The sequence below is a fragment of the Enterococcus sp. BSD2780061688st2 D3 genome, from assembly GCF_005844145.1.
Classification (GTDB): domain Bacteria; phylum Bacillota; class Bacilli; order Lactobacillales; family Enterococcaceae; genus Enterococcus_B; species Enterococcus_B durans.
The window spans coordinates 43,078-64,885 of sequence record NZ_SPHN01000008.1 but is presented as its reverse complement, the minus strand read 5'-3'; the positions used below and the strand labels follow the sequence as shown (position 1 = coordinate 64,885).

Genomic DNA, 21,808 nt, shown 5'->3' with positions numbered 1-21,808 from the left:
ATGAAAATGTCAGACGTTGTGTTTGTAGGTTTTATTTTAATGTTACTTGTTTTGGTGTCTCACTATAGCGTAGTAATTGGTTTTGTCTTTGCAGGATTAATGTGTGTAATCAACTTTTTAGACGTAAAAAGACCGACTAGCGACGGCAATCGCTAATCGGCAACATAACAAAATATCTTATCTGTATTTTAGCATGAAAGGAAGGCTAAAACAATGAACGATTTTGGACAAGCATTAGATCAGTACTTAACTACTCCAGAATGGGGCACACCACACGAAGAGGAGGAAGACGATGAGTAAGTCTATTTTAGAAATGAGCCATCAAGAATGGCTTGAGGATCGTCAAAAAGGTATTGGTGGTTCTGATGTTGGAACGATTTTAGGATTGAACAAATGGAAATCACCTTATCAATTATGGCTTGAAAAAACAGGGCAAGTCGTACTTGAAGAAACAGCAAGCGAGCCAGCTTATTGGGGCAATATCTTAGAAGAAGTTGTTGCTAAAGAATTTCAAGAACGGACAGGTAAAAAGGTTCGCAGAAGAAACCAAGTCTTTGAACATCCACTGCATCCGTTTCTAAGAGCGAATATTGATCGGGACGTAGTGGGAGAAAATGCCATTCTGGAATGCAAAACAGCCAATCAATTTCTCGGTAAAGAATGGGAAGGCGAAGAGGTACCGCTTAGTTATCTCTGTCAAGTTCAACATTACATGAACGTTCTAAACAAAGACTATAGTTACATCGCTGTCTTAATCGGTGGTCAAAAATTTATCTGGAAGCGGATTGAACGAGATCAAGAGTTGATCGATACAATCACTGAACAATTAGTAGAGTTTTGGGAAACGAATGTTCTTGGAGGCATCGAGCCAGTTATTGACGGTAGTCAAGCGACAGCTGATTTCTTGAAAGAAAAGTATGCAGATGTTGAAGACGTTCAAACGGCGTTGCCAATTCGTTTTGATGAACTAGTTGAACAGAAAAACGAACTCAAACGGACTAAGAAAGAAATTGAATCAGCTATTCGACAGGTGGACAACAAGATCATCAGTGAATTAGGTAAACGTGAAGCTAGTATCGGGATCACTCAAAAATACATCATCAGTTGGAAACTTGTCCGTACGAGACGTATGAACTCGAAGAAACTAGCAGAGAAATATCCAGATATCGCCAGCGACGAAGAGATTTATAACGTTACTGAATCCAGAAGACTAACTGAAAAGGAGATCAAATAATATGGCAACAAATGAATCGTTAAAAAATCAATTGGCAGCAAAGCCACAGAAACAAGTTGCACCAGGCCAATTAGGACTTAAAGCTTTGATGAATACTCCAACAATGAGAAAGAAGTTTGAAGAGGTGCTTCACGATAACGCTAATGCTTTTATGTCGAATGTGATGACACTGGTATCAAATGATAGCTATCTTGCTGACAGTGAGCCGATGTCCATCATGAGCGGCGCACTGACTGCTGCAACATTAAATCTTGGGTTAGACAAGAACCTTGGATATGCCTATCTTGTTCCATTTAATAGTAAAAACAAGCAAACAGGAAAATGGGAAAAGAAAGCTCAGTTCTTACTCGGCTACAAAGGGTACATCCAGTTGGCTCAACGATCAGGTAAATACAAAGCGTTGAATGTCATTGAAGTATATGAAGGCGAGTTGAAGAGTTGGAATCGTCTTACTGAAGAGTTTGATTTTGATCCAAACGGACGGAAGTCAGATGAAGTTATTGGGTACGTGGGTTACTTTGAACTGCTAAACGGTTTTAAGAAAACCGTTTATTGGACCAAGCAAGAAATAGAGGCTCATCGTATCGCGAACAGCAAAGATCGTGACAAAACCAAATTAAGCGGTGTGTGGGCATCGGATTATAATGCGATGGCTCGAAAAACTGTTCTTAGAAATCTCCTTTCTAAATGGGGAATTCTATCCGTCGAAATGCAAGAAGCTACTACATCAGACGAAAAAGTTCAAAAAGTTCAAGAAGATGGGAGCCTCATTTCTGAAACAGAAGTTGAAGAAGATATCCCTGAAAGAAAAGAAGCAGAAAAAGTGGAAATAGATACTGACAATGGATCAACAGCATTTGAAGAATATGCAGAATCAGTTCAGGCAGATGAATCACAAGAATCGCTGTTCGATGCATCAAATCCACCATTAAACAAATAGCGAGGGAGTTATCTCCCTTTTAACATCAAAAGGAAAGGAGGAACACAATTGGATTACATCGGACAGCTTAATGCTTTTGACAATTGGCTTGAATATAACGAGCTTGGCGCTGGTCCCCAACTGCTTTGGTACAAGCTTATGGCTATAGCAAACAAAAGTGGATGGCAGAGCGAATTATCGATTGCTAATACAAGGCTACAAGCAATGACTAAAACGTCTGAAAAAACATTGATTAACAATCGTAATCAATTGATCCAAAACGGACTCCTTCAATATAAAAAGAGAGGTCGCACTAAAGCAGGTATTTATCTTATTACTGATTTAACTGGAAATTTTACAGCAAAAAAGAAAGTAATTGATACAGTAGAAAATCCCACTACTGGAAATATTACAGTAAATAGTAAAGTAAATCCGAAAGTAAATAGGGAAGTAAATCCTTCAGTAGATTCTACAGTAAATTCTTCAGCTTATATAAACAATACAAAACAAGACAATACAAATAAAGAAGATGAAGACGACTTAGGCGTGTACGAATTTATTCAGGTCAGTTGGGGTAAACCACCAACAGGTCTTTTGCAAGGTGCATTAGGCCCAATGATCAAAAAATGGGGATCAGACATCATCCTGTTTGCGTTTAGACTAGCATTTGAGAATAGCGTTGAAATGCCCGGTCTAAAAAAATACGTTGAGGCAATATTGGAATCGTGGAATAAGCAAAATATCAAAACATTGGACGATGCTCTGAAAGCTCAAGAAGACTATAAAAATCGTAAGAAGAAACAGTCTTACACTCCGAAATATCAAAAAAACGTCCGTCGAGAAAAATTGCCTGATTGGGTTGATAAACCTCAAAAAGAACAAAAAATTGATCCTGAGAAAAAAGCGGAAATCGATGCTAGATTCGAAGCCTATTTTTCTCGGACAAGTGATGAGAAGGAAGGCGCAAGCAATTGATCACAACAAAATATGGCAATAAGAAAACTCTCTATCGTGGTATCAAGTTCGATTCAAAAGCAGAAGCAGAGTACTACGATTTGGCACTGTGGCAAGCACAGGCGAACGGCTGGAAAGTAAAACTTCAGGAAAGATTTGAGCTGATGCCGAAATTTGAACTAGACGGAAAGAAGTATCGCAAGATCGAGTATATTCCTGACTTTACATTTTATAAAAACGGCAAGCTTGTCAAAGTCGTAGATGTTAAAGGAATGCAGACAAAAGACTTTAAGATCAAGGCAAAGTTGTTCTGTCATCAATATCAAGTGCCGTTGATATTAGCTAAAAAATATCGGAATACGTTCAATGAAGAGCGTTTTTAAAGAGGTGGTCCATCATGACAACAGAAGAAGTGATTCAAATGCGTATTCGAAGCCTTCAGCGTGAGATTGACGATCTGGAACGAACAAAGGCAGTGATGGTCAATGAAACGGCTAGAAAGGCAATCGATTTGCACATAGAGAATTTAAGAAGGGAAATTCGTAGATTGGAGGAATGAATGTGGATAAGAAGGATGCAATAAAACGAATTGCTGAATTAACCAAGTCAGAATCTTGGCAAGAAGACAAAGAAATAGTTGCAGAAGTCCAAAAGCTCGGTAAATCAATGTGGACTGAAAAGTCCAAACGGAGAACGCCGAGAAAAATCGCAATCTGGCATGGTGATCGAATTCTAGTAACAGGTACTGCTGAACAGTTATCTGAAATTACTGGGCTGAGCAAAAACATTATCTGGGATAGAGCGAAGAATATGGATATTGATTCTAAAGGACGACAATTTAAGTATGTGGAGGAGAAAAAATGGACGAACTAATCACAAAAGTAGAGCAGTGGGCAAAAGATAAGGGATTAAACCAGGCAGATCCAAAAGCACAATTTTTGAAAGTAGCTGAGGAATTCGGAGAAATCGCTTCAGCAATGGCAAGAAGTAATGATGAGCTATTTAAAGATAGCGTAGGAGACGTTATCGTCACGCTGATTATCCTTTCTATGCAAAAAGGGACAAACGTACAAGAGTGTTTAGAAATGGCATACAACGAAATCAAAGGACGCACAGGGAAAATGGTAGATGGTGTATTCGTGAAGTCGAGTGATTTGGAGGACAGCAAATGATAAAAAAGCTCATTCAATTCAGCATGGATTTATATGATATCGAATCAGGAGCAACAGTATCTGTGGAATCGGATCATCTAATTATAAATTTTGGTGGAAAGCGCCAGATTATTTTGTGGGTAGTTGATGATGTACTGTTTCCAGAAATCGTTCATGATTTCGAAGAATCAAAAGCTGTTGAGTTTGAAATAGTGAAAAAAGTAATGGAATTGATTGAAAAATACGAGGAGGACAGCGAATGATACCGAGATTTCGATCGTGGTACACACCATTTAAAGGTAAAACAATTGGACAAGAAATGAAATATGGGCAAGCAGGAAGGTTGATCACTCATGCTGAAATGGCTCCAGATAAATATGTGCTCATGCAATCCACAGGACTGAAAGATAAGAATGATGTGGAGATATTTGAGGGGGATGTAGTACTGGTTAATGTAAGTAATGGTTTTGATCATTTAGTTAATGAAAAAACGGTTGTACAAGAATCCGAGTTTCATTCTGGATTAGTTTGTAAATCATTAATTAGTGGAATGGAATATAGAATATTCAGCCACCAAAAGATGGGATACGAATATGAAGTCATCGGAAATATCTACGAGAATAGCGAGTTATTGGAGGAACAGCGATGAATAAACAGGAATTGATTAATGAACTAGCTAAATATGTAAAGCGTTATGAGAACGCAATAGATGATTACAGCCAAGGAAGACGTGGAGCTTATAAGGTATCTTTGAAATTGGCAAAACAACTAGACGAACCGCAGAAGCCAAAAACAGAAGTATTTAACCACGATGAAAAGTTCGTTGTGAAATGGCTTGATCATACGACGGGATATCACTATTCACTATACGACGCTATAAACGATGCTGGATCTGAGCTTAGATCGTGGATGAAGATTGGATTCAATTCTAACAAATTTGCTAGAGCGTTCATGTCGATGGACTACGAGGTCGAGAAAGAGCCGTTATGGGCAATAAAGAATGCCGATGGAAACTATCTTACTAAATGTGCTTTATGGGGAAAAGATGGAGTAAATTATAGTTTTGAATGCAATCCATCTCATCGATTGCTTTTCACTGATAAAGCAACAGCGGATGCTGCAGCATTGTTGGTGAATGGAACAGTGGAAGAGGTGGCGGAAGGATGAGTGAATTGGTAATAATCATTTTAGTATCTACGTTAACATCTATTGTTATTTCTTTTTTCATGATGAAATTTTATAGAAGAATGATCAATAAATGGATGGATAAATTTTTTGAAGAGGAAGAAAAGTTGATTAAAAAATATTTATTAATAAAAAGTCAAGGTGACTCAGAATGAACAACAGACACCGCAGAGTAGCAAAACTAAGAAAACAAGAACTGAATGTGTTAAAAGTAAATTTTGAAAAAGAATACGGAGTTTCTGTAGAAGAAGCATATAAAGTGGCAAGTCAGTGTGTTGCTGATGCAAGTGATGCTATTCGTAAGTTTGGAATTTCGATATTAAGTGATGATCGTAAATGGGAGGATACAGAATGAAGATTTATGTAGTAAAGTTTGGAAATCAATTTTACAGAAGTGATGAACGTTCTATAGGGGCTAACACATTATCCATTGTAGACATACTCCAAAGCGCAAGATGGTTTGATAATCTCGAAGAAGCTAACCAAGTTTCACGACGACTTGGTGGATTAACGCAAGTATATGAACTGGTCACTGTCGATCATGAGGGGGTAGAGTAATGAAACTAAAAGACGGATTTTACGCTAGTAGTCACGGCATCGGCGGTTTAATGCTAGATATGCCGACAAAGAACCCTAAAACACGTAAGAAACCAAAAGTCAAAGTCGGTGACATGGTTCGCTGTGAAGCAGAAGGATTCATCTATCCGTTTCGTGGATATGTAGAGCATCTCTATAATCACTCAGCAATCATTCGTATTGAAAACACGATGAAATGTGACAAGTGGTTAGCGAAAAGTAAAGAGAATTTAGCAGTGGTGAGATTGGTGGATATTGAACTAATCAATGGCAAATAAAAAAAGCCGGATCGCTCCGACTGATGTAATAAATCCGACAAGTTTATTATATCACAGGAGGCAGCTATGGAGTTAAAAGGAATTGAGTTAAGTGACATCGAAAAAATGCAAGGAGATCATTGTGCAATCATCATTTCAAACGGGCAAATGAAAAGTGTAAAGCTTCCTCCGTTTGGAACAATAGTCATAGAATCCCATTGCAATAAAGTCAAGCAAGTTAAAGAAGAAGTGAAACAATTATTTTAAATATCGTCCTACCAGAAAACTGGCGGACACAAGTTGACAAGAACTTTCTTGTTGATTTGTGTCCGCTTTTTTGTTTGCGAAATTATTGAGGAGGCTATCTATATGAATGATTTAATTCAGGAATACAAGAATGACTTGAAAATGTTGAAAAAGCAACATCAAAAAATCTTAAATAAACGATATCGCACACCTGTCAAAGAACATGGGAGAGTGATACATAAATTAATTGATGATCGTTCTCCTCAAGATATAGCAGATCAAAAAGTAATAGCAGAAGCTATCTCTACTACAGAATATGCATTATTCTGGCTAGAAACAGGCAGAGAGAAGCCTTTCGATGATGAGCAAGCCAAGAAGATACCAAAGCATAGAAGAGCCGTTAAACTGGCAGATATAGATGTTATGAGCTATCAAGTTTATTTACAGGAAGTAGAAAAGCCAGCAGAAGAGACGATTTCTCCGAAGAAAAAAGAGATGTTGCTCCAAGTGACGGAGATAGAATCTTTATTGTCTAATAAAGAACTGACATTATTCCATCTGATCAATAAAGATCTATGCACTTATGGAGAAGCTGCTGAAAAAATGGACTTAGCTGTTGGAACAGTCAAATCCATGTCTCAGAGGATAAAAAATAAAATCGATAATTATTTTGAATATGGACACCAAATCAACCTTTTTGAGATTAGCTAAAATTTGTAAACCATTCCCACCTATAAGTGAAGTCAATTATTAGATTAGACACTCACAAGTTAATTCATTCTTTTATTCCGAATAATTGTTCTTCAAAAATAAATCATGCATCGTTTTCGATGCTTCTTCTTTAACGATAGTCAGTGGCAACCAACATAAATAAAAAGGATGTGAACTCAACTCCTCCTAAAACGTTCTTATTATCTATTTGTTGTCACTGGCTATTTCATACATATTATAGGGAGGCAAGCTGATGAGGAACTACTGGTATGTGTCATTGATCAACGATTATCCAAGATGCAAAGATTGTCGTGATAAAAGAGTTGTTCAATCTGTTCAAATGAAAAGCAAATATTCTGTTATAGAGATGATCAGAGAAGCCGAACCGAATGAAATTGATGCATGCCGTTTAGTCTATTGCGGTCATGGTTTCTATTCAGATAAACACATAAAGGAAAATCTTTCAAAGTATATTTAAGTACAATCAAGAAACTGAGAGGTGGTGAGAATGGTTGAACTAAAAAATAATAAACAAGAACAATTTGCAAAAGAATATCTAATTGATCTTAATGCAACGCAAGCGGCCATTCGAGCCGGATATTCCAGCAAAACTGCATATTCTCAAGGACAACGGTTGTTGAAAAATGTTGAAATTCAAACTCGTATTTCTGAATTAATGAATGAAAGAAGTCGTAGAACAGAAATAACTGCTGATCGTGTGATCCAAGAAATAGCTAAAATTGCTTTTTCGGACATCGGAGAATATATGACTTGGGATCAAGATGGAAATATAACCATGCTTTCAAGTGATAATTTAGATACGAGTGTAATTCAAGCTATAAAAAGTAATCGAACTTTACGACCGATTGGCGATGGAGAAGAAGTTATAGATTCATCTTTAGAAGTGAAGTTTCATCCTAAACTTAAAGCTCTTGAGTTGCTTTATAATCACGTTAATGGTTCAGACAAACTATCTAAGGCTCAGGTTAGAAAGGCAATTGCTGAAGCAAAAATAATTGAAAATAAAGCAGATAAGTTAACTGCTGGAGGAAAAGTCAATAATCTGCTTCAAGCTCTCTTAGATGTTAAATCTGGAGGTGATGGAAGTAATGGAACTGAAGTTTAGCCCGAAACAGATTAGTAATATTAATCAAGTGGTTCAAGGGATTACTTTTGAATTGAATGAAGGAACACCTCGTAGTGGGAAGACAACTTCCGATATTTTTAAAATGGCTGATTTTTATTTGAGATCCCCTGATCAAAACCATCTTGTAACTGCTTATAACCAGGAACAAGCTTATAGAATGTTTATGGATGGAGATGGATTAGGCTTGGTTCATATATTTGATGGTTGTTCCGATATACGACACGATGAACATGGTGATCATCTGTTGTTATATGCTCCAAACGGTGAAAAGAAAATTTATTATAAAGGCGGAGGGAAGATAAACTCTGTTGGGGCTATCACGGGTATGTCTTTAGGAACGGTGACATTTCTCGAATTTAATCTATTGCACAAAGACTTTATCAATGAATGCTTTAGACGGACATTTGCCGCTGAATGGCGTTACCACTTAGGAGAACAGAACCCACCAGCGCCAAACCATCCTAATATTGAATTGCTTGAACGTTTTGAGAAGTCAGGACGTTTTTTATTTCGTCATTGGACACCGAACGACAATCCAATTTTAAGTGAGGAGCGAAAGAAAGAACTTTTTGATGAGCTTTCTAGTAGTGAATATCTTCTAGAACGTGACTGGTACGGACATCGAGTATTACCGCAAGGTGTTATCTATGCTATGTTTGGCAAGAACAACAAAGCTACCGAGATAAAGGGGAATATAATTGAAACTTTTTTTACTGCAGATGGTGGGCAAGCTGATGCTACGACTTGTGCTTTTTGGGTGGTTACTCATCACGAAGGAAAGTTTTATTTGTATCGTTTAGCTAACTACTATCATAGCGGAACTGAGACTGGAGAAACCAAGGCGATGTCTATATACGCTAAAGAAATCAAAAAGTTTGTCGAGTGGTGCTATACAAAATGGAAACATCTTCCTCGATGGAACTGGTTCTTTGTCGATCCAGCATGTAAAACACTAAGAACAGAACTGGATTTAATTGGTATTGAGACTGATAAAGCTGATAATAATAGTTCTGACAAAGTTTCGAGTAATGGATTGAAAATCGAAGTCGGCATTGAACGTCTCCAAAATACGATGACTAGTGGACAATTCATCATCTTGGAAAACGGCGAAGAATATGATCACTACAATTTTGAAAAAGAAATATCTATGTACGTAAGAAATGACAATGGATTACCGATTGATAAATATAATCACGCTCTCGATGAAGCGAGATATGGAAACAATTATTTCTACAAAACTTACATCGCCTAGAAAAGAGGTGGACGAATGTTCGATAAATTAAAAGCTTTGTTTAGGATTGGAGGTGCAAAAATAGGAATGGTTGAAACGTTGAATAGTATCACAGATCATCCAAAGATTGCTATGAGTGATAGCGAATTAAGTCGAATAAGGAACAATAAAGAAATTTATAGAAACGTTTATGGGGACATAGAATATATCAATAGTGATGGTTATAGGCAGACGCGTCCTTTTCACTCGTTGAACGTATCCAAAGTAGTGTCCAGAAAGTTATCTAAGCTAGTATTCAACGATGGATGCAACATCAGTTTGGATGATGAAAAAGCTGATGAATTTTTGCAGTTGGTATTTGCTGACAATAAATTCAGGAAAAACTTCGGAGAAGAGCTAGAGGCTGGTTATGCCATTGGCGGTTTAGCTTTGAGGCCTTACGTAGATACTAATTCAGGTAAAATCAAAATCTCATTTTGTCGAGCTGATACATTTTTCCCTCTACAATCCAATACCAATGATATTTCAGAAGCAGCTATCGCTACTGTAACTCAGCAAGCCGAGGGACAAAAGACAATCTATTATACTTTGCTAGAATTTCATGAATGGGTTGACGGAAAGTACCGCATCAGAAACGAATTGTATCGATCTGAAGAACAAAAGCAAGTTGGTGTGAGGATTCCTCTCAACTCTTTAGAAAAGTACAAAAATCTGCAGGAGGAGACAATCTTAGATGGTTTTAGTCGTCCTCTTTTTGTGTATATAAAGCTAGCGGGTAAAAATAATATTAATTTAGATAGCCCACTAAGTTTGGGTGTGATCGACAACGCTAAGCGACAATTGGCAGATATCAATGAAAAATACGATGAGTTTATGTGGGAAATAGAAGAAGCTAGAAGGAAAATTTTAGCATCTGATCACTTTTTCAGAGTTAAATATGACAGCAATGGAAAACCAGTGAAGCGGTTTGACAGTAAAACATCTGTTTTTCAGCAGCTTAAATCTGATGAACCTTTTATTGATGAATTCGCTCCATCATTGCGATCAACTGAATTTATAGCAAGTATCAATTTCATTCTGCGAATTATTGAGCTCCAGACAGGCTTTTCTAGTGGAACATTTAGTTTTGATGGCCAGTCTGTTAAAACAGCGACTGAGATAATTAGTGAAAACTCTGAAACTTTTTCTACTCGGTCAGATAATGTTCTTATTGTAGAAGAAGCGTTGAAAGAATTGATCACTACGATTTTTGAACTTGCTGAGGCATACAAGTTATTTAATCCTGTCAAAGAATTAGGAATAAATATCGACTTTGATGATGGTGTTTTCCAATCGCAAGATGCCAAGGCTGATTATTACTCTAAACTAGTAACAGCTGGCTTAACATCTAAGTTAACTGCTATTCAAAAACTTACTGGAGTTACAGAAAAAGAAGCAAAAAGGATAGTATATGAGATTAGGGCTGAAACTCTTGATATGGATTACTCAGAGCATGAGCAAAACATAATTGAGGGACAATTAGGAAGTGAAGAATAATGGTTTCTCCACATCAGTTAGACTTATGGTCTTCTAATATGGCTCATCTATATCAATCGTTAGAAGGCGAATTAATACGTATTATCATCAAACGATTGAATAGTGGGCACGATAATATTTTAGATTGGCAAAGAGAAAAACTGCAACAGTTGCATCTATTTAATAAAGAAACTGCAAAAGTGATTTCTCAAATAACAGGAATTGCTGAATCTGAAATTGAAAGTATGTTTGATAGCTCAGGAGAAAAGATAATCAGAGACTTAAACAAACAACTACCTTACGATCCTAAGACTTTGCCATCGAACCTAGACAATGTCATGAAAGCTTATCATGATCAAGTATGGTCTGACATAAACAATTATGTGAATCAAACGTTACTATCTACCAATTTTGGCTACGGAACAGCTACCGCTCAAATGTACACAGAAATAATTAACAAAACGACTGCTGCATTTAACAGCGGTCTTTTTACATTCGATGAAGCACTAGAAAGAACGATTCAAGGATGGGCTCAAAAAGGTATTAAGTCTACTTTTATTGATAAGGGAGGGCATACATGGAGCCTAGAACGGTATGTTAGAACAGTTTTAAAGTCTACCCTATCAAATGCCTATGACACATTAAGAAAAGACCGCATGAGCGAGTATAGTGTCCACACAGTGCTAGTCACAAGCCATATGGGAGCAAGGCAAGCATGTTCAAAGATTCAAGGTCATGTGGTTGACTTACGACCCATGTCTGAATTACCTCCCAATTGGAAATATAGAAGTATTTACGATCCATATTGGCAAGCAGAATATGAAACTGCAGGCGGGCACCGAGGTGTAAATTGTCAACATATGCATATCCCATTTATTCCTAGTGTCAATACAAATAATCAACCTAAATTCAACGAAAAAGAAAATAAAAAGGTTGCGGAGTTAACTAAGAAGCAACGCTACCTAGAACGTCAGATTGTGAAATATAAAAAGAATAGAATGGTCTCAGAAGCTCTCAGACAAGACGAAAACGCAAAAGAGTGGGCGAAGAGAATTAGAGCCGCACAAAGTCGATTGCGTACTCTAGTTGATTCTAATGAGTATTTGAGTAGAAATTACGTAAGAGAGAAGGTATACACACCTATTAATACCTTACTGAAAGATTTTCACTATGATGATTTCTAAGTCTAATCAACGATTAGGCTTTTTTATTTTGCCTAGACCTGCTCGGAAGTCTCTAAAAGACGGCTCACAGTGGGAGTTGCCACTCTAAAAACACTTAGGAGGAAAAGAAAATGAAAAAAGAAGATCTTATCGCTTTAGGAATTGACGAAGAAATTGCTAAATCAGTTATGGCTTTACATGGGAAAACTGTTACGCAGTTAAATGCTCAAGTAGCTACTGCAGAACAAGAACGTGATCAGTTCAAAGAACAGCTTAACTCTAACCAAACAGAACTAGATGCACTTAAAGAAGCTGCAAAAGGTAACGAGGGACTGACTCAACAACTTGCAGATTTACAAAGTAAATTTGATGCTGCCAAATCTGATTCTGAAACAAAACTTGCAGAGCAGCAGAAAGATTTCGCTATCAAGTTAGCTTTGAAAGAAGCGAATGCGCTTGATGAAGAAATTGTGCTTGGTCAACTAGATAAAGACACTATTAAAGTTGTCGACGGTAAATTACAAGGTTTTGAAGAACAATTAAAAGGACTTCAAGAAAGTAAATCATTCTTATTTCAAGAAGCAAAAGACCCTGAACCAACTCCGCTGACACCAACGATTGTTACCCCTGGAAATCCTGCTGGTTCTACAGCGGGTGGTAAAAGTATTGTACAAAAAATTCAAGAAAGATTAGGTGAATAAATATGGCTTTAGTATTAGACTCAAAAGATTTAGCAACCATTGACAAAGAATTTAGAGCTGATTCCCAAGTGTGGGATGTCTTAACACAAGGTGCAAAAAGTATCACTGCAGCTGACTTTGTCGGAGCAAACGAAGTACGTATCAACAAAATGTCAGGATTCGTGGATGCAACACAATACAAACGCAATGGAGAAAATGCACGCAATCAAATTAGTATTGAAAAAGAGACAATCAAGCTTACTCATGAAGACTGGTTCGGTTATGATGTAGATCAATTAGATCAGTCCGAAAGCGCAGCGTTGACTATTAATAATATTGTCACAGAACATAAACGACTAATTACAGTTCCTCATCGTGATAAAGTTGCTGTTCAAGTAATGTATGACAATGCAGGTAAAAAAGTGAACGAAACTTTAACGGAAGACAATATTCTAGCTGCATATGATGCCGCTGAAGAATATATGACTGACAATGAAGTACCTGGTGGCTACGTAATGTTTGTATCGGCAGCTACTTATCGTTTATTAAAAAATGCCAAAGGTGTTAGCAAAACATTCACGACAAACCAAATGTCTATTAATGGAATTGACAGAACAGTAGCTCAGATTGATGGCGGTGTTCCTATTCTAAAAGTAGCGAAAGATCGTTTTTCCGGAATAACTATTGAAGATACACTTAACTTCATTATCGTTCCGCTAACTGCAGTGGCACCTATTGTTAAGTTTGGTACAGTCGACACAGTGCCGGCATCACAAGATCGAAGCGGCTATCGAGATACGATTAAAGGTTTAGATTACTATGATGCTATCGTATTCGATAACGCTAAAAAAGCCATCTATGTTTCTTACGTCCCAAAAGCGTAGCCCCTTCAAGTGTTACGTTGAACAAAACAACACTAACGCTTGAAGTAGGGGCAATTGAAACATTAACGGCAACTGTTTTGCCTGAAAATGCAGCTGATAAATCTGTTCAGTTTTCTTCTAGCAATACAGCAATTGCTACTGTAACTCCTGTACAAGGAAAAGTCACAGGTGTTGCCAAAGGAACAGCTACAATTACTGCGACAACAGTAAATGGTAAAACAGCGACATGCGAAGTTACTGTAACAGAAGCAGGAGGAGGGGCATAGTTCCCTCTTCTTTTAATAAGGAGGGATATTATATGCATTATATTGAATTTGAAGAATTCAAAGATCTTACTGGGAAAACAGATGACTTTAAAGCTGCTTTCGAAAAGCATTTGTCAAAAGCAACTGCTGTTCTAGATAGCATCACTAACTATTTTTATCAATTTAATAAAATTGAGGAAGATCCAATTGGTTTTCGTGTAAAACAATTTAAGCTAGCTTTATGTTCACAAATTATATATTTCGATGAAGTTGGAGCAGATACTTATGAAAGTATCAATAATACACCACAAAGCTTTTCTGCTGGTAGAACAAGTATCTCAAACTCTAGTAGATATAATCCTTCAGGAAAAAATGAGAGTAAATCACTTGTTGCCGAGGATATCTATATTTATTTAGAAGGAACGGGTTTGTTATATCGAGGTGTACTATCATGGTAATGCCTAAACCTCCAGTACAATTTCTAGTGGATTCTTTTATTTATCGAGAATATTTAGGAGAAGGAGACTATAACCAACCTATTTATGGAGATTATGTAACTATCGAAAATTGTCGGATTGACCGAGGAAGTCAGTATTCTTTTTCACCAAGTGGCAAGCAGTTGCTCTATAGTGCAGTAATTTTTTGTTATAAGACTTTAACTACCCCTTTACCGAATTTTAAAGAACAATCATTAGTTATTTATGATGGTAAAGAACATGTCATCACTAAGATCGATACAATTATAGAAGCGTATTCAGATGCTATCTATTCATACGAATTAGAGGTGATTTGATGAGTATTAAAGTTAATCTTGATGGAGTTAGAGCTAAAGTCAGCCCACAGGCTATGAAGCGAGGAAGATACGCATTAGCCAACCAAGCAATGGCTGACATGAACTCATTTGTACCTAAAAAGAATAATATCCTTCGCCAAAGTGCGCATATCAAAAGTGACGGCAGCGCTATTCTGTATGAAACGAAATACGCAAGGAGACAGTTCTATCTAAATGGAAAAAAATATACTACTCCAGGAACAGGTCCAAGATGGGATCTTAAAGCAAAATCACTGTATATGCCTTCTTGGAAAAAAGCGTATCTGAAAGGAGCTGGTATCCAATAATGGATTTTATCGATCGGATAAAAGATAAGATTAATAGTATTCCAGAACTGCCGTTAAAAATGAAAAAAGGCTATCTTTCTGCAGACGAAAGCTTAGTAATTTACCCATTACCAGGCGGGCAAAATCTTGTGGAATACTATGACGGTATTAAAGATATACAACTAAATTTTGAAATTGCGATGAAGTCAAAAGATGGTCATAGAATTGAGCAAACGCTTTGGCTTATCTCTGATTCGTTAGAGCGTGTGTCAGACGTTGCTAGCTCTGATGGATCTTTTGAATTTAACAATTTAACTATAACGAGCAAACCTTTCATCAATGATGCTGATGAACAAGGTTGGTTCGTTTTTTTATTAGATTTTCAAACAAAATTAACCACATTTGAGGGGGAAAATAAATGAGACGCAAAAATGCCTTACAAAGCTATTTTATTCAATTAATTACAACTACTAATGCTGATACACCAAGCGAAGACGGTTGGTTGGAGTTAGCAAAGTGGATTTCCAACGTTGATGATAATTCGAACGAAGAATCTGAAACTACTGGCTACTATGATGGGAACGGCGAAGGGGAGACAGACGTTACTTCTCATCAGTTAGGTTATTCATTTACAGGCTTATACGATGAAGATGATGCTGCGATGGCGGCTATTGAGGGCATGATTGGAAAATCAGGAGATGCTCGGAAAGTGTGGTTCAAAGTAGTGTCTGCATCTGGTAAAAAACAACGTATTGGTAAAGCAACAGTAACAGAGCCAGTTGCTCAGGTCGGCGATGCTACTGCATACGGTGATTTCTCATGCGGTATCGCATTTGATAGCACACCAGAAGCAGAAGATGTTCCTGTTACACACTAATGCACCCCAGAACGTAACTGGGGTTTTGAATGTTGATGGGTCAGTTTCTCTTTCTTGGGATGCAGTGCCCAAAGCAAAATCTTATATTCCACACTATACCGATGCAAATCAAACAGATCCGCACGACGCCAACAAAATGGGATATACGGAAACAAATTCTTGGACGTTATCAGCAGCAGATATGCCACATCTAGAAGCTGGCGATGAAATCCGTTTCTACATCCAAACTTACAACGAGGTTGGCCAAGGGGCTAATGATATCGAGAAAGCACGCTATCTGCAAGATGGTGAATTCTTAGGTTCTGCTTGGTCCAGACCAGTAGTATTAATCAAAAAATAAGTCGAGCTGTCCGTCTGGGCAGCTTTTTTAGGAGGATAACATGACTAACAAATTATCATTTCAAATAGAGAAAAAAGGTTTTCCTATCAATATTGGAGAAGTAGAGTTCTTTTTCGGTACTACTCCAGAAGAACTGACACGTTTTTTTGATATTCAAGCTGAATTTGAGGAACAGGTTAAGGAACTCAAACAACAACTTAAACAAATCAAGAATATCGAACAACCAGAAAAGGAAGATGCTATTAAGATTATTGATCTAACAAAAAGTTTAGCTAAAGCAGAATATGATTCGTTGCTTGGTAAAGGATCATTTGAAAAAATTTATTCTGTTTATCGTGATGTTGAGCAATTAATAGACTTGTTTGATCCGATTTCTTTTGAAGTTGCGGAAGCAATTGAAAAAGAAGCTTTGAAACGTAAAGATACTCTTTCTAAGAAGAAAGCTGATTTATTGAAAAAGAAAGCATTGAAAAATAAGAAAAAGAAGTAGGTGATTAAATGCGGTTAAATGACCCGTTAGTCACTTCGATAGAGTTTGATGGTAAAGAATTACCTATCGATTTAACATTTGATAATGTACTAGATGTTTTTGATATTTTGGAAGATAGTGATTTGTTTCCAGAAGAAAAAGTGAATATGTGTTTAGAACTGTTGATTGGTGACTTTGAAAAATTTTTTCAAGGCTCGTCTGAACAACAGTTTTTGTTATTTAACCACATTTTAGAAAATTATATTTCTGTAGGAAATAGCGATGGTGTTGAAACTGATCGTTTAGGCAATCCTATGCCTAATGCAGTTAAAGAAAAAAAGACCATCAGCCTAGTTCATGATGCTAAATACATCTATGCATCGTTCAGACAAATTGGCATCAATCTATTTGAAGAGCAGGGACGGATGATGTGGGAGGAATTCCAAGCATTGCTTGAGAGTTTGCCAGACGACACCATTCTTGCTCGAATCATCCAGATTAGGACATGGGAACCGAGCAAAGGAGAATCAGCTAAAGAAAAAGAACGCATGAGAAAGCTACAACAAAAATATGCATTACCTGATTCGGAGGTAGGTGAAGACGATGGCTGATGGAAGAGTAGAGATAGAAGTTGATGTGGATGGCAAAGGCGTTACCATACTTAACAAGGGTCTTGATCAGTTAGAAGGTAAGAGTAATAAAGCAGGAGCCTCAATTAAAAATTTGGTTGTTTCCTTAGGCCTCGTTAAAGTTGCGGCGGCTGCTTTTAATGTTTTAAAGAATTCGCTAGATTCCGCAATTAGCCGTTTCGATACTATGCAAAAATTCCCTAAAGTAATGAAAGCTTTAGGTTTTAGTGCAGAGGACTCTCAGAGATCCATTAACAAATTATCCGATGGAATTGATGGTTTGCCAACTAAATTAGATGATGTTGTAGCAAGTACACAACAAATGACAGCAATCACTGGAGATTTAGATAGATCCACGGACACTGTTTTAGCATTAAACAATGCATTTCTTGCGTCTGGCGCTTCAACAGAAGATGCCAGTCGAGGTATGCAACAGTATAACCAGATGCTTTCGACTGGGCAAGTCGACTTAGAGAGCTGGAAAACTTTACAAGAAACCATGCCCCTTGCTTTGCAAAAAACAGCTGAAGCAATGGGATTTGTCGGGAAATCAGCTCAAAGAGATCTCTATAATGCGCTTAAAGAAGGAACAGTAACATTTGATCAATTCCAAGATAAACTGATTGAGCTAGGAACTGGAACAGGAATGTTGGCAACCTTGGCAAAGGAGAATTCGCTAGGGATCGCTACTTCTTTCGGAAATCTAAGTAATGCTGTTTCTAAAGGTGTAGCTAATCTTATTACTAAGTTTGATGAACTGGTGCAAAAACTTACTGGTAAAACGATTGCTCAAAATATTGATAGTATGAAATCTATTATTAATAAATCATTTGAAGAAATGTCAAAAGTAATGGACATATTGATAGATAATACTGATGATATGATTTCTGCTTTTAAAGGCCTATTAGACATTGTGGAATTGTTAGCTCCAGCTTTTATTGCAGCCACTGGAGCGTATGTAGGCTTCAAAACAGCATTAGCTCTAGGTACATTAATAAGTTTTGTAGGAAAAATCTATGGAGTGATAACGGCCCTAGGTAGTATGGTCAGCATGTTTGGAGTATCTGGAACAGCTTACGCATTGTTATCTGCTATTATTCCAGCTGGTCTGACGGTATTTCAACTACTTTCAGGTGTTATAGGAGCAGCAGTTGCAGCTTTCATCTATTTTTATAAAACAAGTGAAACGTTTCGAAATGGCATAAATAAAACTATTGAAGTTGTAAAATCTGGACTGATTAAGTCATTTGAATATCTAAAAGGAGTCTTTATTTCTATATTACCTACACTTCAAAAAGTAGCTGATACAGTAGGAAACTATCTTGTTAAAGGATTTCAAAAAGTTGTCGAAGTCGGATCAGCAATTGCTTCAGTAGCGGTACCAGCTTTTTTTAATTTTGTTGATGCAGTAAAAAGAATTGTTTCTTCTGGCATAGAAAGATTTGGCTCTACTCTTTCGCAAATAGGCTCTGTATTGTCAGGGATTTTTTCTTCTGGTATAGAATTGGCAGGTAATCTGCTGGAAAAATTCGGAGGAGCTTTTGGTAAAGTCGGCGGAGTAGTTTCTCTAGTTATCGGCATTTTGACTAAAGTAGCAATAGCAGCACTAGGGCTTACTGGTCCATTCGGATTAGCAGTTTCTTTAATTATTTCATTTATATCTGCGTGGGCTAAAACTGGCGATTTTAGTGCAGATGGAATCACAAAAGTGTTTGATCAATTAAGTGAAACAATTAGTAATGTGGCAGATTCTATCTCTCGATATCTCCCGCAAATTATCGAAAGTATTACTTCTGTGATTACAAGTATTGTCGACAAAATAGTTGAAATGTTACCGCAACTAACAGAGATAGCTATACAGCTTATTCAAACATTGACGGATGCAATTGTTACTTATTTGCCTAAATTGATTGAAATAGCCACGAAAATAATAACTACTATTGTACAAGGCATTTCATTAGCTCTTCCCGCACTGCTGTTGGCTGCAACAGAGATAATTACAAAACTCATTTCTGCTTTTGCTGAGCTTCTACCAAAAATTATTGAAGTTGGCACAAATTTGTTAACTATGCTTATTCAAGGGATCGTAGCAGCACTACCTACGATAATTGAAGTTGTCATTCAGATTATTAATACACTGATTGATGGGTTCTTAACAGTACTACCTATGCTTTTAGAAGTTGGATTACAAATCATCACTTCTCTCGTGAATGCGATAATAACTGCATTGCCTCAACTTGTTGAAGCATCTACCGTTATCGTTACTACTTTGCTAACAACAATTATTGAAGCTTTACCGACATTAATTTCTGCAGGAATACAAATGTTAATGGCGCTTATCGGAGGCATAATTTCTATTCTTCCGTTGTTAATAAATGCTGCTATCCAAATCACAATGGCTTTAATTAGTGCATTAATCAGTGCACTTCCGCAAATTATTGCTGCTGGCATTCAGCTGTTATTAGCATTAATACAAGGAATAATCTCGATATTACCACAGTTGGTTGCAGCGGCAATTCAAATCACTATTGCTCTAGTTAATGCGTTGATTAGTGCTTTGCCTCAATTGATATCAGCGGGTATTAAATTGATTGTTGCGTTGGTAGATGGAGTAATCTCAGTACTTCCTCAATTAGTATCAGCTGCTATTCAATTAATGGCTGCTTTGTTCAAAGCTTTAGTAAGTGCTATACCACAACTTTTATCAGCTGGTGTCCAATTGATCAACGCACTTATTAGAGGAATCTTGAGCTTATTGGGACAATTATTATCAGCTGGAGCGAGATTAATTACTGGATTATTGAGTACTATAGCTCAGTTTCTTGGACAAATGGTGAATGCTGGAGCCAATTTAATTAGAAACTTAGTTTCTGGGATTCTTAGTGTGATAGGGTCAGTAACCAGTGCAGTATCTAATATCGGAAACTCTATAATAGATACTTTGAGTGGGATTGATTTATTTGAAATTGGTTCAAACATCATACAAGGATTAATTAACGGTATCGGTTCAATGGTTGGAGCAGTTGCTTCTAAAATTTCTGAAGTAGCTGGAAACATTAAAGACAAAATAACTGGCGCGCTTGGAATTCATTCTCCATCACGTTGGATGAGAGATTACGTTGGTAAGTTTATCCCTCAAGGAATAGCTGTAGGTATCGAAGAAGATGCGAAATCTGCATATTCAGCAATGAATAAACTTTCTAATGGTTTGATGAATTCTATCACGCCAGAATCAGCTCTTGGCACTTCAAGGATGGGGATGGCATCTGTTGGATCACAGATAGTTAATAATACCTACAACAATCAGAAGCAATTTGATGTTGAAAAGCTTGCACAAGTAATTGCAAAACAACCAGTACGGGTCTCAAGTTATTTAGATGGAACTTTAGTAGGGGATAATATGGATCAACGTTTTGGAAAAGTATTGAATCGTAGATCGTACATGAGAGGAGAATAGGTTAATGAATGAGAAAACTCGTGTATATCTTGAATTTTCTGATGAAGTTGTCGAATTGACAAATAATTCTTATCTGAGATTGATTGACATTAATATAGGTATGCCAGTGGCAAAAAATGAGTTTGTGGAATTTTCTGGCACGAATGGAAAGCGTCTTTCGAACAGCGCGTTTGACGCTTTTCCTATTACTCTCTCATTTGATATTCGAAGTAGAGAGCAATCGATGTTTGACTTAGTTTTACAAAAGACGGAACTCCGCGAATTGTTTACTAGAGAACCAGAATTTTATCTAATTTACAGCAAAGAACCAGGCAAAAAATATCGAGTAGTTTATGATTCTATTGACGACGAAAGAAAAGGCGCAATTTACACAAGATATACTGTAAATCTGGGAGCTATCAGAGGATATTCTGAATCCATCGCAACTACTTTAACGGATTTCAACCTAGAGGAAGAATGGCAGTTCTCGCAAGGTCTAGTGGCGGAAGATTACAAGTATACGCATCAGACTAGTCACTTCATTATTTACAACGCTGGAAGCTTTGAAATTGATCCACGTGAACATTATCTGCGGATCGCATTAGAAGGAGAATCAGAAGGAAATGTGACTATTTTCAATAAGACCACAGGCGATCGTTTCATTTATTATCCTTCTCTCTCAACTAATTTAGGGCAGACGTTAGTTTTGGATGGTGTATACCCAAAATTGAATGGTGTAAGCTGTGGTATTGATACAAACCATGGACTAATCACTTTAGCTGAAGGAGTAAATGAAATCGAAATTCAAAATATTACTCGCGTGAAATCTTCGTGGGATTTCCGATTCTTGTACAAGTAGGT

The 21,808-nt window shown here is 37.1% G+C and carries 35 protein-coding genes; all 35 read left to right on the top strand.

The window, feature by feature from the left end; translation table 11 throughout:
* Window positions 1-156, top strand: a complete 156-nt coding sequence (locus tag FGQ66_RS15180; protein WP_171024585.1) for a hypothetical protein — start codon at window positions 1-3, stop codon at window positions 154-156.
* Window positions 157-292: 136 nt separating this feature from the next.
* Entirely contained in the window at window positions 293-1,234 is a 942-nt protein-coding gene (locus FGQ66_RS08115; RefSeq protein WP_138302147.1) for a YqaJ viral recombinase family nuclease, read from the top strand.
* A 1-nt stretch (window position 1,235) separates the two neighbouring features.
* Complete coding sequence (locus tag FGQ66_RS08110; protein ID WP_138302146.1) at window positions 1,236-2,174, top strand: recombinase RecT; 939 nt, start codon at window positions 1,236-1,238, stop codon at window positions 2,172-2,174.
* A 48-nt stretch (window positions 2,175-2,222) separates the two neighbouring features.
* Window positions 2,223-3,128 carry a DnaD domain-containing protein gene (locus FGQ66_RS08105; RefSeq protein WP_138302145.1) on the top strand — a complete coding sequence of 302 codons (906 nt, stop codon included), beginning with the start codon at window positions 2,223-2,225 and terminating at the stop codon, window positions 3,126-3,128.
* Window positions 3,125-3,490 (top strand): DUF1064 domain-containing protein, encoded by a 366-nt coding sequence (locus FGQ66_RS08100; RefSeq protein WP_138302144.1) that lies wholly within the window; start codon window positions 3,125-3,127, stop codon window positions 3,488-3,490. Before FGQ66_RS08105 ends, FGQ66_RS08100 begins: the two co-directional genes overlap by 4 nt.
* Window positions 3,491-3,504: 14 nt before the next feature.
* Window positions 3,505-3,666 carry a hypothetical protein gene (locus FGQ66_RS08095; RefSeq protein ID WP_002319167.1) on the top strand — a complete coding sequence of 54 codons (162 nt, stop codon included), beginning with the start codon at window positions 3,505-3,507 and terminating at the stop codon, window positions 3,664-3,666.
* A gap of 2 nt (window positions 3,667-3,668) precedes the next feature.
* Complete coding sequence (locus tag FGQ66_RS08090; RefSeq protein ID WP_138302143.1) at window positions 3,669-3,980, top strand: hypothetical protein; 312 nt, start codon at window positions 3,669-3,671, stop codon at window positions 3,978-3,980.
* Window positions 3,968-4,279, top strand: a complete 312-nt coding sequence (locus FGQ66_RS08085; protein WP_104889539.1) for a MazG-like family protein — start codon at window positions 3,968-3,970, stop codon at window positions 4,277-4,279. Before FGQ66_RS08090 ends, FGQ66_RS08085 begins: the two co-directional genes overlap by 13 nt.
* On the top strand, window positions 4,276-4,521 hold the full coding sequence (locus tag FGQ66_RS08080; RefSeq protein ID WP_002319842.1) for a hypothetical protein: 246 nt from the start codon (window positions 4,276-4,278) through the stop codon (window positions 4,519-4,521). The genes FGQ66_RS08085 and FGQ66_RS08080 overlap by 4 nt, the downstream gene beginning before the upstream one ends.
* Entirely contained in the window at window positions 4,518-4,907 is a 390-nt protein-coding gene (locus FGQ66_RS08075; RefSeq protein WP_138302142.1) for a YopX family phage-derived protein, read from the top strand. The genes FGQ66_RS08080 and FGQ66_RS08075 overlap by 4 nt, the downstream gene beginning before the upstream one ends.
* Entirely contained in the window at window positions 4,904-5,425 is a 522-nt protein-coding gene (locus FGQ66_RS08070) for a DUF1642 domain-containing protein (RefSeq protein ID WP_138302141.1), read from the top strand. Before FGQ66_RS08075 ends, FGQ66_RS08070 begins: the two co-directional genes overlap by 4 nt.
* Window positions 5,422-5,598, top strand: a complete 177-nt coding sequence (locus tag FGQ66_RS15175) for a hypothetical protein (protein WP_157846117.1) — start codon at window positions 5,422-5,424, stop codon at window positions 5,596-5,598. Before FGQ66_RS08070 ends, FGQ66_RS15175 begins: the two co-directional genes overlap by 4 nt.
* Complete coding sequence (locus FGQ66_RS08065) at window positions 5,595-5,798, top strand: toxin PIN (protein WP_138302140.1); 204 nt, start codon at window positions 5,595-5,597, stop codon at window positions 5,796-5,798. The genes FGQ66_RS15175 and FGQ66_RS08065 overlap by 4 nt, the downstream gene beginning before the upstream one ends.
* Entirely contained in the window at window positions 5,795-6,001 is a 207-nt protein-coding gene (locus FGQ66_RS08060) for a hypothetical protein (protein WP_045136044.1), read from the top strand. Before FGQ66_RS08065 ends, FGQ66_RS08060 begins: the two co-directional genes overlap by 4 nt.
* Entirely contained in the window at window positions 6,001-6,297 is a 297-nt protein-coding gene (locus tag FGQ66_RS08055; protein WP_138302139.1) for a hypothetical protein, read from the top strand. The genes FGQ66_RS08060 and FGQ66_RS08055 overlap by 1 nt, the downstream gene beginning before the upstream one ends.
* Window positions 6,298-6,363: 66 nt before the next feature.
* Window positions 6,364-6,543 carry an XtrA/YqaO family protein gene (locus FGQ66_RS08050; protein WP_002318683.1) on the top strand — a complete coding sequence of 60 codons (180 nt, stop codon included), beginning with the start codon at window positions 6,364-6,366 and terminating at the stop codon, window positions 6,541-6,543.
* A gap of 102 nt (window positions 6,544-6,645) precedes the next feature.
* The gene (locus FGQ66_RS08045; protein WP_138302138.1) at window positions 6,646-7,233 is read left to right on the top strand and encodes a positive control factor; all 588 of its coding nucleotides are present in this window, start codon (window positions 6,646-6,648) and stop codon (window positions 7,231-7,233) included.
* Window positions 7,234-7,486: 253 nt separating this feature from the next.
* A complete protein-coding gene (locus FGQ66_RS08040; RefSeq protein ID WP_002326224.1) occupies window positions 7,487-7,711 on the top strand; it encodes a hypothetical protein in 225 nt (74 codons plus the stop codon).
* A 30-nt stretch (window positions 7,712-7,741) separates the two neighbouring features.
* Complete coding sequence (locus tag FGQ66_RS08035; RefSeq protein ID WP_002309108.1) at window positions 7,742-8,359, top strand: terminase small subunit; 618 nt, start codon at window positions 7,742-7,744, stop codon at window positions 8,357-8,359.
* Window positions 8,343-9,632: a PBSX family phage terminase large subunit gene (locus FGQ66_RS08030; RefSeq protein ID WP_002324918.1), complete on the top strand. Its 1,290-nt coding sequence runs from the start codon at window positions 8,343-8,345 to the stop codon at window positions 9,630-9,632. Before FGQ66_RS08035 ends, FGQ66_RS08030 begins: the two co-directional genes overlap by 17 nt.
* A 15-nt stretch (window positions 9,633-9,647) precedes the next feature.
* Window positions 9,648-11,147: a phage portal protein gene (locus tag FGQ66_RS08025; protein WP_138302137.1), complete on the top strand. Its 1,500-nt coding sequence runs from the start codon at window positions 9,648-9,650 to the stop codon at window positions 11,145-11,147.
* Window positions 11,147-12,310, top strand: coding sequence for a phage minor capsid protein (locus FGQ66_RS08020; protein ID WP_123861009.1), 1,164 nt, complete (start codon window positions 11,147-11,149; stop codon window positions 12,308-12,310). The genes FGQ66_RS08025 and FGQ66_RS08020 overlap by 1 nt, the downstream gene beginning before the upstream one ends.
* A 110-nt stretch (window positions 12,311-12,420) precedes the next feature.
* Complete coding sequence (locus FGQ66_RS08015) at window positions 12,421-12,990, top strand: phage scaffolding protein (protein WP_138302136.1); 570 nt, start codon at window positions 12,421-12,423, stop codon at window positions 12,988-12,990.
* 2 nt (window positions 12,991-12,992) lie between these two features.
* Window positions 12,993-13,853, top strand: a complete 861-nt coding sequence (locus FGQ66_RS08010; protein WP_002309113.1) for a hypothetical protein — start codon at window positions 12,993-12,995, stop codon at window positions 13,851-13,853.
* Between the two features lie 17 nt (window positions 13,854-13,870).
* Window positions 13,871-14,119 carry an Ig-like domain-containing protein gene (locus tag FGQ66_RS08005; RefSeq protein WP_002309114.1) on the top strand — a complete coding sequence of 83 codons (249 nt, stop codon included), beginning with the start codon at window positions 13,871-13,873 and terminating at the stop codon, window positions 14,117-14,119.
* A gap of 32 nt (window positions 14,120-14,151) precedes the next feature.
* Entirely contained in the window at window positions 14,152-14,556 is a 405-nt protein-coding gene (locus FGQ66_RS08000) for a head-tail connector protein (RefSeq protein WP_002309115.1), read from the top strand.
* Entirely contained in the window at window positions 14,550-14,891 is a 342-nt protein-coding gene (locus FGQ66_RS07995; protein WP_002309116.1) for a putative minor capsid protein, read from the top strand. The genes FGQ66_RS08000 and FGQ66_RS07995 overlap by 7 nt, the downstream gene beginning before the upstream one ends.
* Complete coding sequence (locus FGQ66_RS07990) at window positions 14,891-15,217, top strand: minor capsid protein (protein WP_002330827.1); 327 nt, start codon at window positions 14,891-14,893, stop codon at window positions 15,215-15,217. Before FGQ66_RS07995 ends, FGQ66_RS07990 begins: the two co-directional genes overlap by 1 nt.
* Complete coding sequence (locus tag FGQ66_RS07985; protein WP_002309118.1) at window positions 15,217-15,618, top strand: minor capsid protein; 402 nt, start codon at window positions 15,217-15,219, stop codon at window positions 15,616-15,618. Before FGQ66_RS07990 ends, FGQ66_RS07985 begins: the two co-directional genes overlap by 1 nt.
* Window positions 15,615-16,073: a phage tail tube protein gene (locus FGQ66_RS07980; protein WP_002309120.1), complete on the top strand. Its 459-nt coding sequence runs from the start codon at window positions 15,615-15,617 to the stop codon at window positions 16,071-16,073. Before FGQ66_RS07985 ends, FGQ66_RS07980 begins: the two co-directional genes overlap by 4 nt.
* Window positions 16,054-16,413: a fibronectin type III domain-containing protein gene (locus tag FGQ66_RS07975; protein WP_002331695.1), complete on the top strand. Its 360-nt coding sequence runs from the start codon at window positions 16,054-16,056 to the stop codon at window positions 16,411-16,413. The genes FGQ66_RS07980 and FGQ66_RS07975 overlap by 20 nt, the downstream gene beginning before the upstream one ends.
* 40 nt (window positions 16,414-16,453) lie before the next feature.
* The gene (locus tag FGQ66_RS07970; protein WP_138302135.1) at window positions 16,454-16,903 is read left to right on the top strand and encodes a hypothetical protein; all 450 of its coding nucleotides are present in this window, start codon (window positions 16,454-16,456) and stop codon (window positions 16,901-16,903) included.
* An 8-nt stretch (window positions 16,904-16,911) separates the two neighbouring features.
* On the top strand, window positions 16,912-17,493 hold the full coding sequence (locus FGQ66_RS07965) for a Gp15 family bacteriophage protein (RefSeq protein ID WP_002331696.1): 582 nt from the start codon (window positions 16,912-16,914) through the stop codon (window positions 17,491-17,493).
* The gene (locus FGQ66_RS07960; protein WP_138302134.1) at window positions 17,486-20,968 is read left to right on the top strand and encodes a tape measure protein; all 3,483 of its coding nucleotides are present in this window, start codon (window positions 17,486-17,488) and stop codon (window positions 20,966-20,968) included. Before FGQ66_RS07965 ends, FGQ66_RS07960 begins: the two co-directional genes overlap by 8 nt.
* A gap of 4 nt (window positions 20,969-20,972) precedes the next feature.
* Window positions 20,973-21,806, top strand: a complete 834-nt coding sequence (locus tag FGQ66_RS07955; protein ID WP_138302133.1) for a phage tail family protein — start codon at window positions 20,973-20,975, stop codon at window positions 21,804-21,806.
* Window positions 21,807-21,808: the final 2 nt, after the last annotated feature.

What these genes read in the sequence shown, in the direction of transcription:
- FGQ66_RS15180 (WP_171024585.1), top strand. Translation starts at nt 1, where the DNA reads ATGAAAATGTCAGACGTTGTGTTTGTAGGTTTTATTTTAATGTTACTT.
- FGQ66_RS08115 (WP_138302147.1), top strand. Translation starts at nt 293, where the DNA reads ATGAGTAAGTCTATTTTAGAAATGAGCCATCAAGAATGGCTTGAGGAT.
- FGQ66_RS08110 (WP_138302146.1), top strand. Translation starts at nt 1,236, where the DNA reads ATGGCAACAAATGAATCGTTAAAAAATCAATTGGCAGCAAAGCCACAG.
- FGQ66_RS08095 (WP_002319167.1), top strand. Translation starts at nt 3,505, where the DNA reads ATGACAACAGAAGAAGTGATTCAAATGCGTATTCGAAGCCTTCAGCGT.
- FGQ66_RS08085 (WP_104889539.1), top strand. Translation starts at nt 3,968, where the DNA reads ATGGACGAACTAATCACAAAAGTAGAGCAGTGGGCAAAAGATAAGGGA.
- FGQ66_RS08080 (WP_002319842.1), top strand. Translation starts at nt 4,276, where the DNA reads ATGATAAAAAAGCTCATTCAATTCAGCATGGATTTATATGATATCGAA.
- FGQ66_RS08075 (WP_138302142.1), top strand. Translation starts at nt 4,518, where the DNA reads ATGATACCGAGATTTCGATCGTGGTACACACCATTTAAAGGTAAAACA.
- FGQ66_RS08070 (WP_138302141.1), top strand. Translation starts at nt 4,904, where the DNA reads ATGAATAAACAGGAATTGATTAATGAACTAGCTAAATATGTAAAGCGT.
- FGQ66_RS15175 (WP_157846117.1), top strand. Translation starts at nt 5,422, where the DNA reads ATGAGTGAATTGGTAATAATCATTTTAGTATCTACGTTAACATCTATT.
- FGQ66_RS08065 (WP_138302140.1), top strand. Translation starts at nt 5,595, where the DNA reads ATGAACAACAGACACCGCAGAGTAGCAAAACTAAGAAAACAAGAACTG.
- FGQ66_RS08060 (WP_045136044.1), top strand. Translation starts at nt 5,795, where the DNA reads ATGAAGATTTATGTAGTAAAGTTTGGAAATCAATTTTACAGAAGTGAT.
- FGQ66_RS08055 (WP_138302139.1), top strand. Translation starts at nt 6,001, where the DNA reads ATGAAACTAAAAGACGGATTTTACGCTAGTAGTCACGGCATCGGCGGT.
- FGQ66_RS08050 (WP_002318683.1), top strand. Translation starts at nt 6,364, where the DNA reads ATGGAGTTAAAAGGAATTGAGTTAAGTGACATCGAAAAAATGCAAGGA.
- FGQ66_RS08045 (WP_138302138.1), top strand. Translation starts at nt 6,646, where the DNA reads ATGAATGATTTAATTCAGGAATACAAGAATGACTTGAAAATGTTGAAA.
- FGQ66_RS08040 (WP_002326224.1), top strand. Translation starts at nt 7,487, where the DNA reads ATGAGGAACTACTGGTATGTGTCATTGATCAACGATTATCCAAGATGC.
- FGQ66_RS08035 (WP_002309108.1), top strand. Translation starts at nt 7,742, where the DNA reads ATGGTTGAACTAAAAAATAATAAACAAGAACAATTTGCAAAAGAATAT.
- FGQ66_RS08030 (WP_002324918.1), top strand. Translation starts at nt 8,343, where the DNA reads ATGGAACTGAAGTTTAGCCCGAAACAGATTAGTAATATTAATCAAGTG.
- FGQ66_RS08025 (WP_138302137.1), top strand. Translation starts at nt 9,648, where the DNA reads ATGTTCGATAAATTAAAAGCTTTGTTTAGGATTGGAGGTGCAAAAATA.
- FGQ66_RS08020 (WP_123861009.1), top strand. Translation starts at nt 11,147, where the DNA reads ATGGTTTCTCCACATCAGTTAGACTTATGGTCTTCTAATATGGCTCAT.
- FGQ66_RS08015 (WP_138302136.1), top strand. Translation starts at nt 12,421, where the DNA reads ATGAAAAAAGAAGATCTTATCGCTTTAGGAATTGACGAAGAAATTGCT.
- FGQ66_RS08010 (WP_002309113.1), top strand. Translation starts at nt 12,993, where the DNA reads ATGGCTTTAGTATTAGACTCAAAAGATTTAGCAACCATTGACAAAGAA.
- FGQ66_RS08000 (WP_002309115.1), top strand. Translation starts at nt 14,152, where the DNA reads ATGCATTATATTGAATTTGAAGAATTCAAAGATCTTACTGGGAAAACA.
- FGQ66_RS07995 (WP_002309116.1), top strand. Translation starts at nt 14,550, where the DNA reads ATGGTAATGCCTAAACCTCCAGTACAATTTCTAGTGGATTCTTTTATT.
- FGQ66_RS07990 (WP_002330827.1), top strand. Translation starts at nt 14,891, where the DNA reads ATGAGTATTAAAGTTAATCTTGATGGAGTTAGAGCTAAAGTCAGCCCA.
- FGQ66_RS07985 (WP_002309118.1), top strand. Translation starts at nt 15,217, where the DNA reads ATGGATTTTATCGATCGGATAAAAGATAAGATTAATAGTATTCCAGAA.
- FGQ66_RS07980 (WP_002309120.1), top strand. Translation starts at nt 15,615, where the DNA reads ATGAGACGCAAAAATGCCTTACAAAGCTATTTTATTCAATTAATTACA.
- FGQ66_RS07975 (WP_002331695.1), top strand. Translation starts at nt 16,054, where the DNA reads ATGTTCCTGTTACACACTAATGCACCCCAGAACGTAACTGGGGTTTTG.
- FGQ66_RS07970 (WP_138302135.1), top strand. Translation starts at nt 16,454, where the DNA reads ATGACTAACAAATTATCATTTCAAATAGAGAAAAAAGGTTTTCCTATC.
- FGQ66_RS07965 (WP_002331696.1), top strand. Translation starts at nt 16,912, where the DNA reads ATGCGGTTAAATGACCCGTTAGTCACTTCGATAGAGTTTGATGGTAAA.
- FGQ66_RS07960 (WP_138302134.1), top strand. Translation starts at nt 17,486, where the DNA reads ATGGCTGATGGAAGAGTAGAGATAGAAGTTGATGTGGATGGCAAAGGC.
- FGQ66_RS07955 (WP_138302133.1), top strand. Translation starts at nt 20,973, where the DNA reads ATGAATGAGAAAACTCGTGTATATCTTGAATTTTCTGATGAAGTTGTC.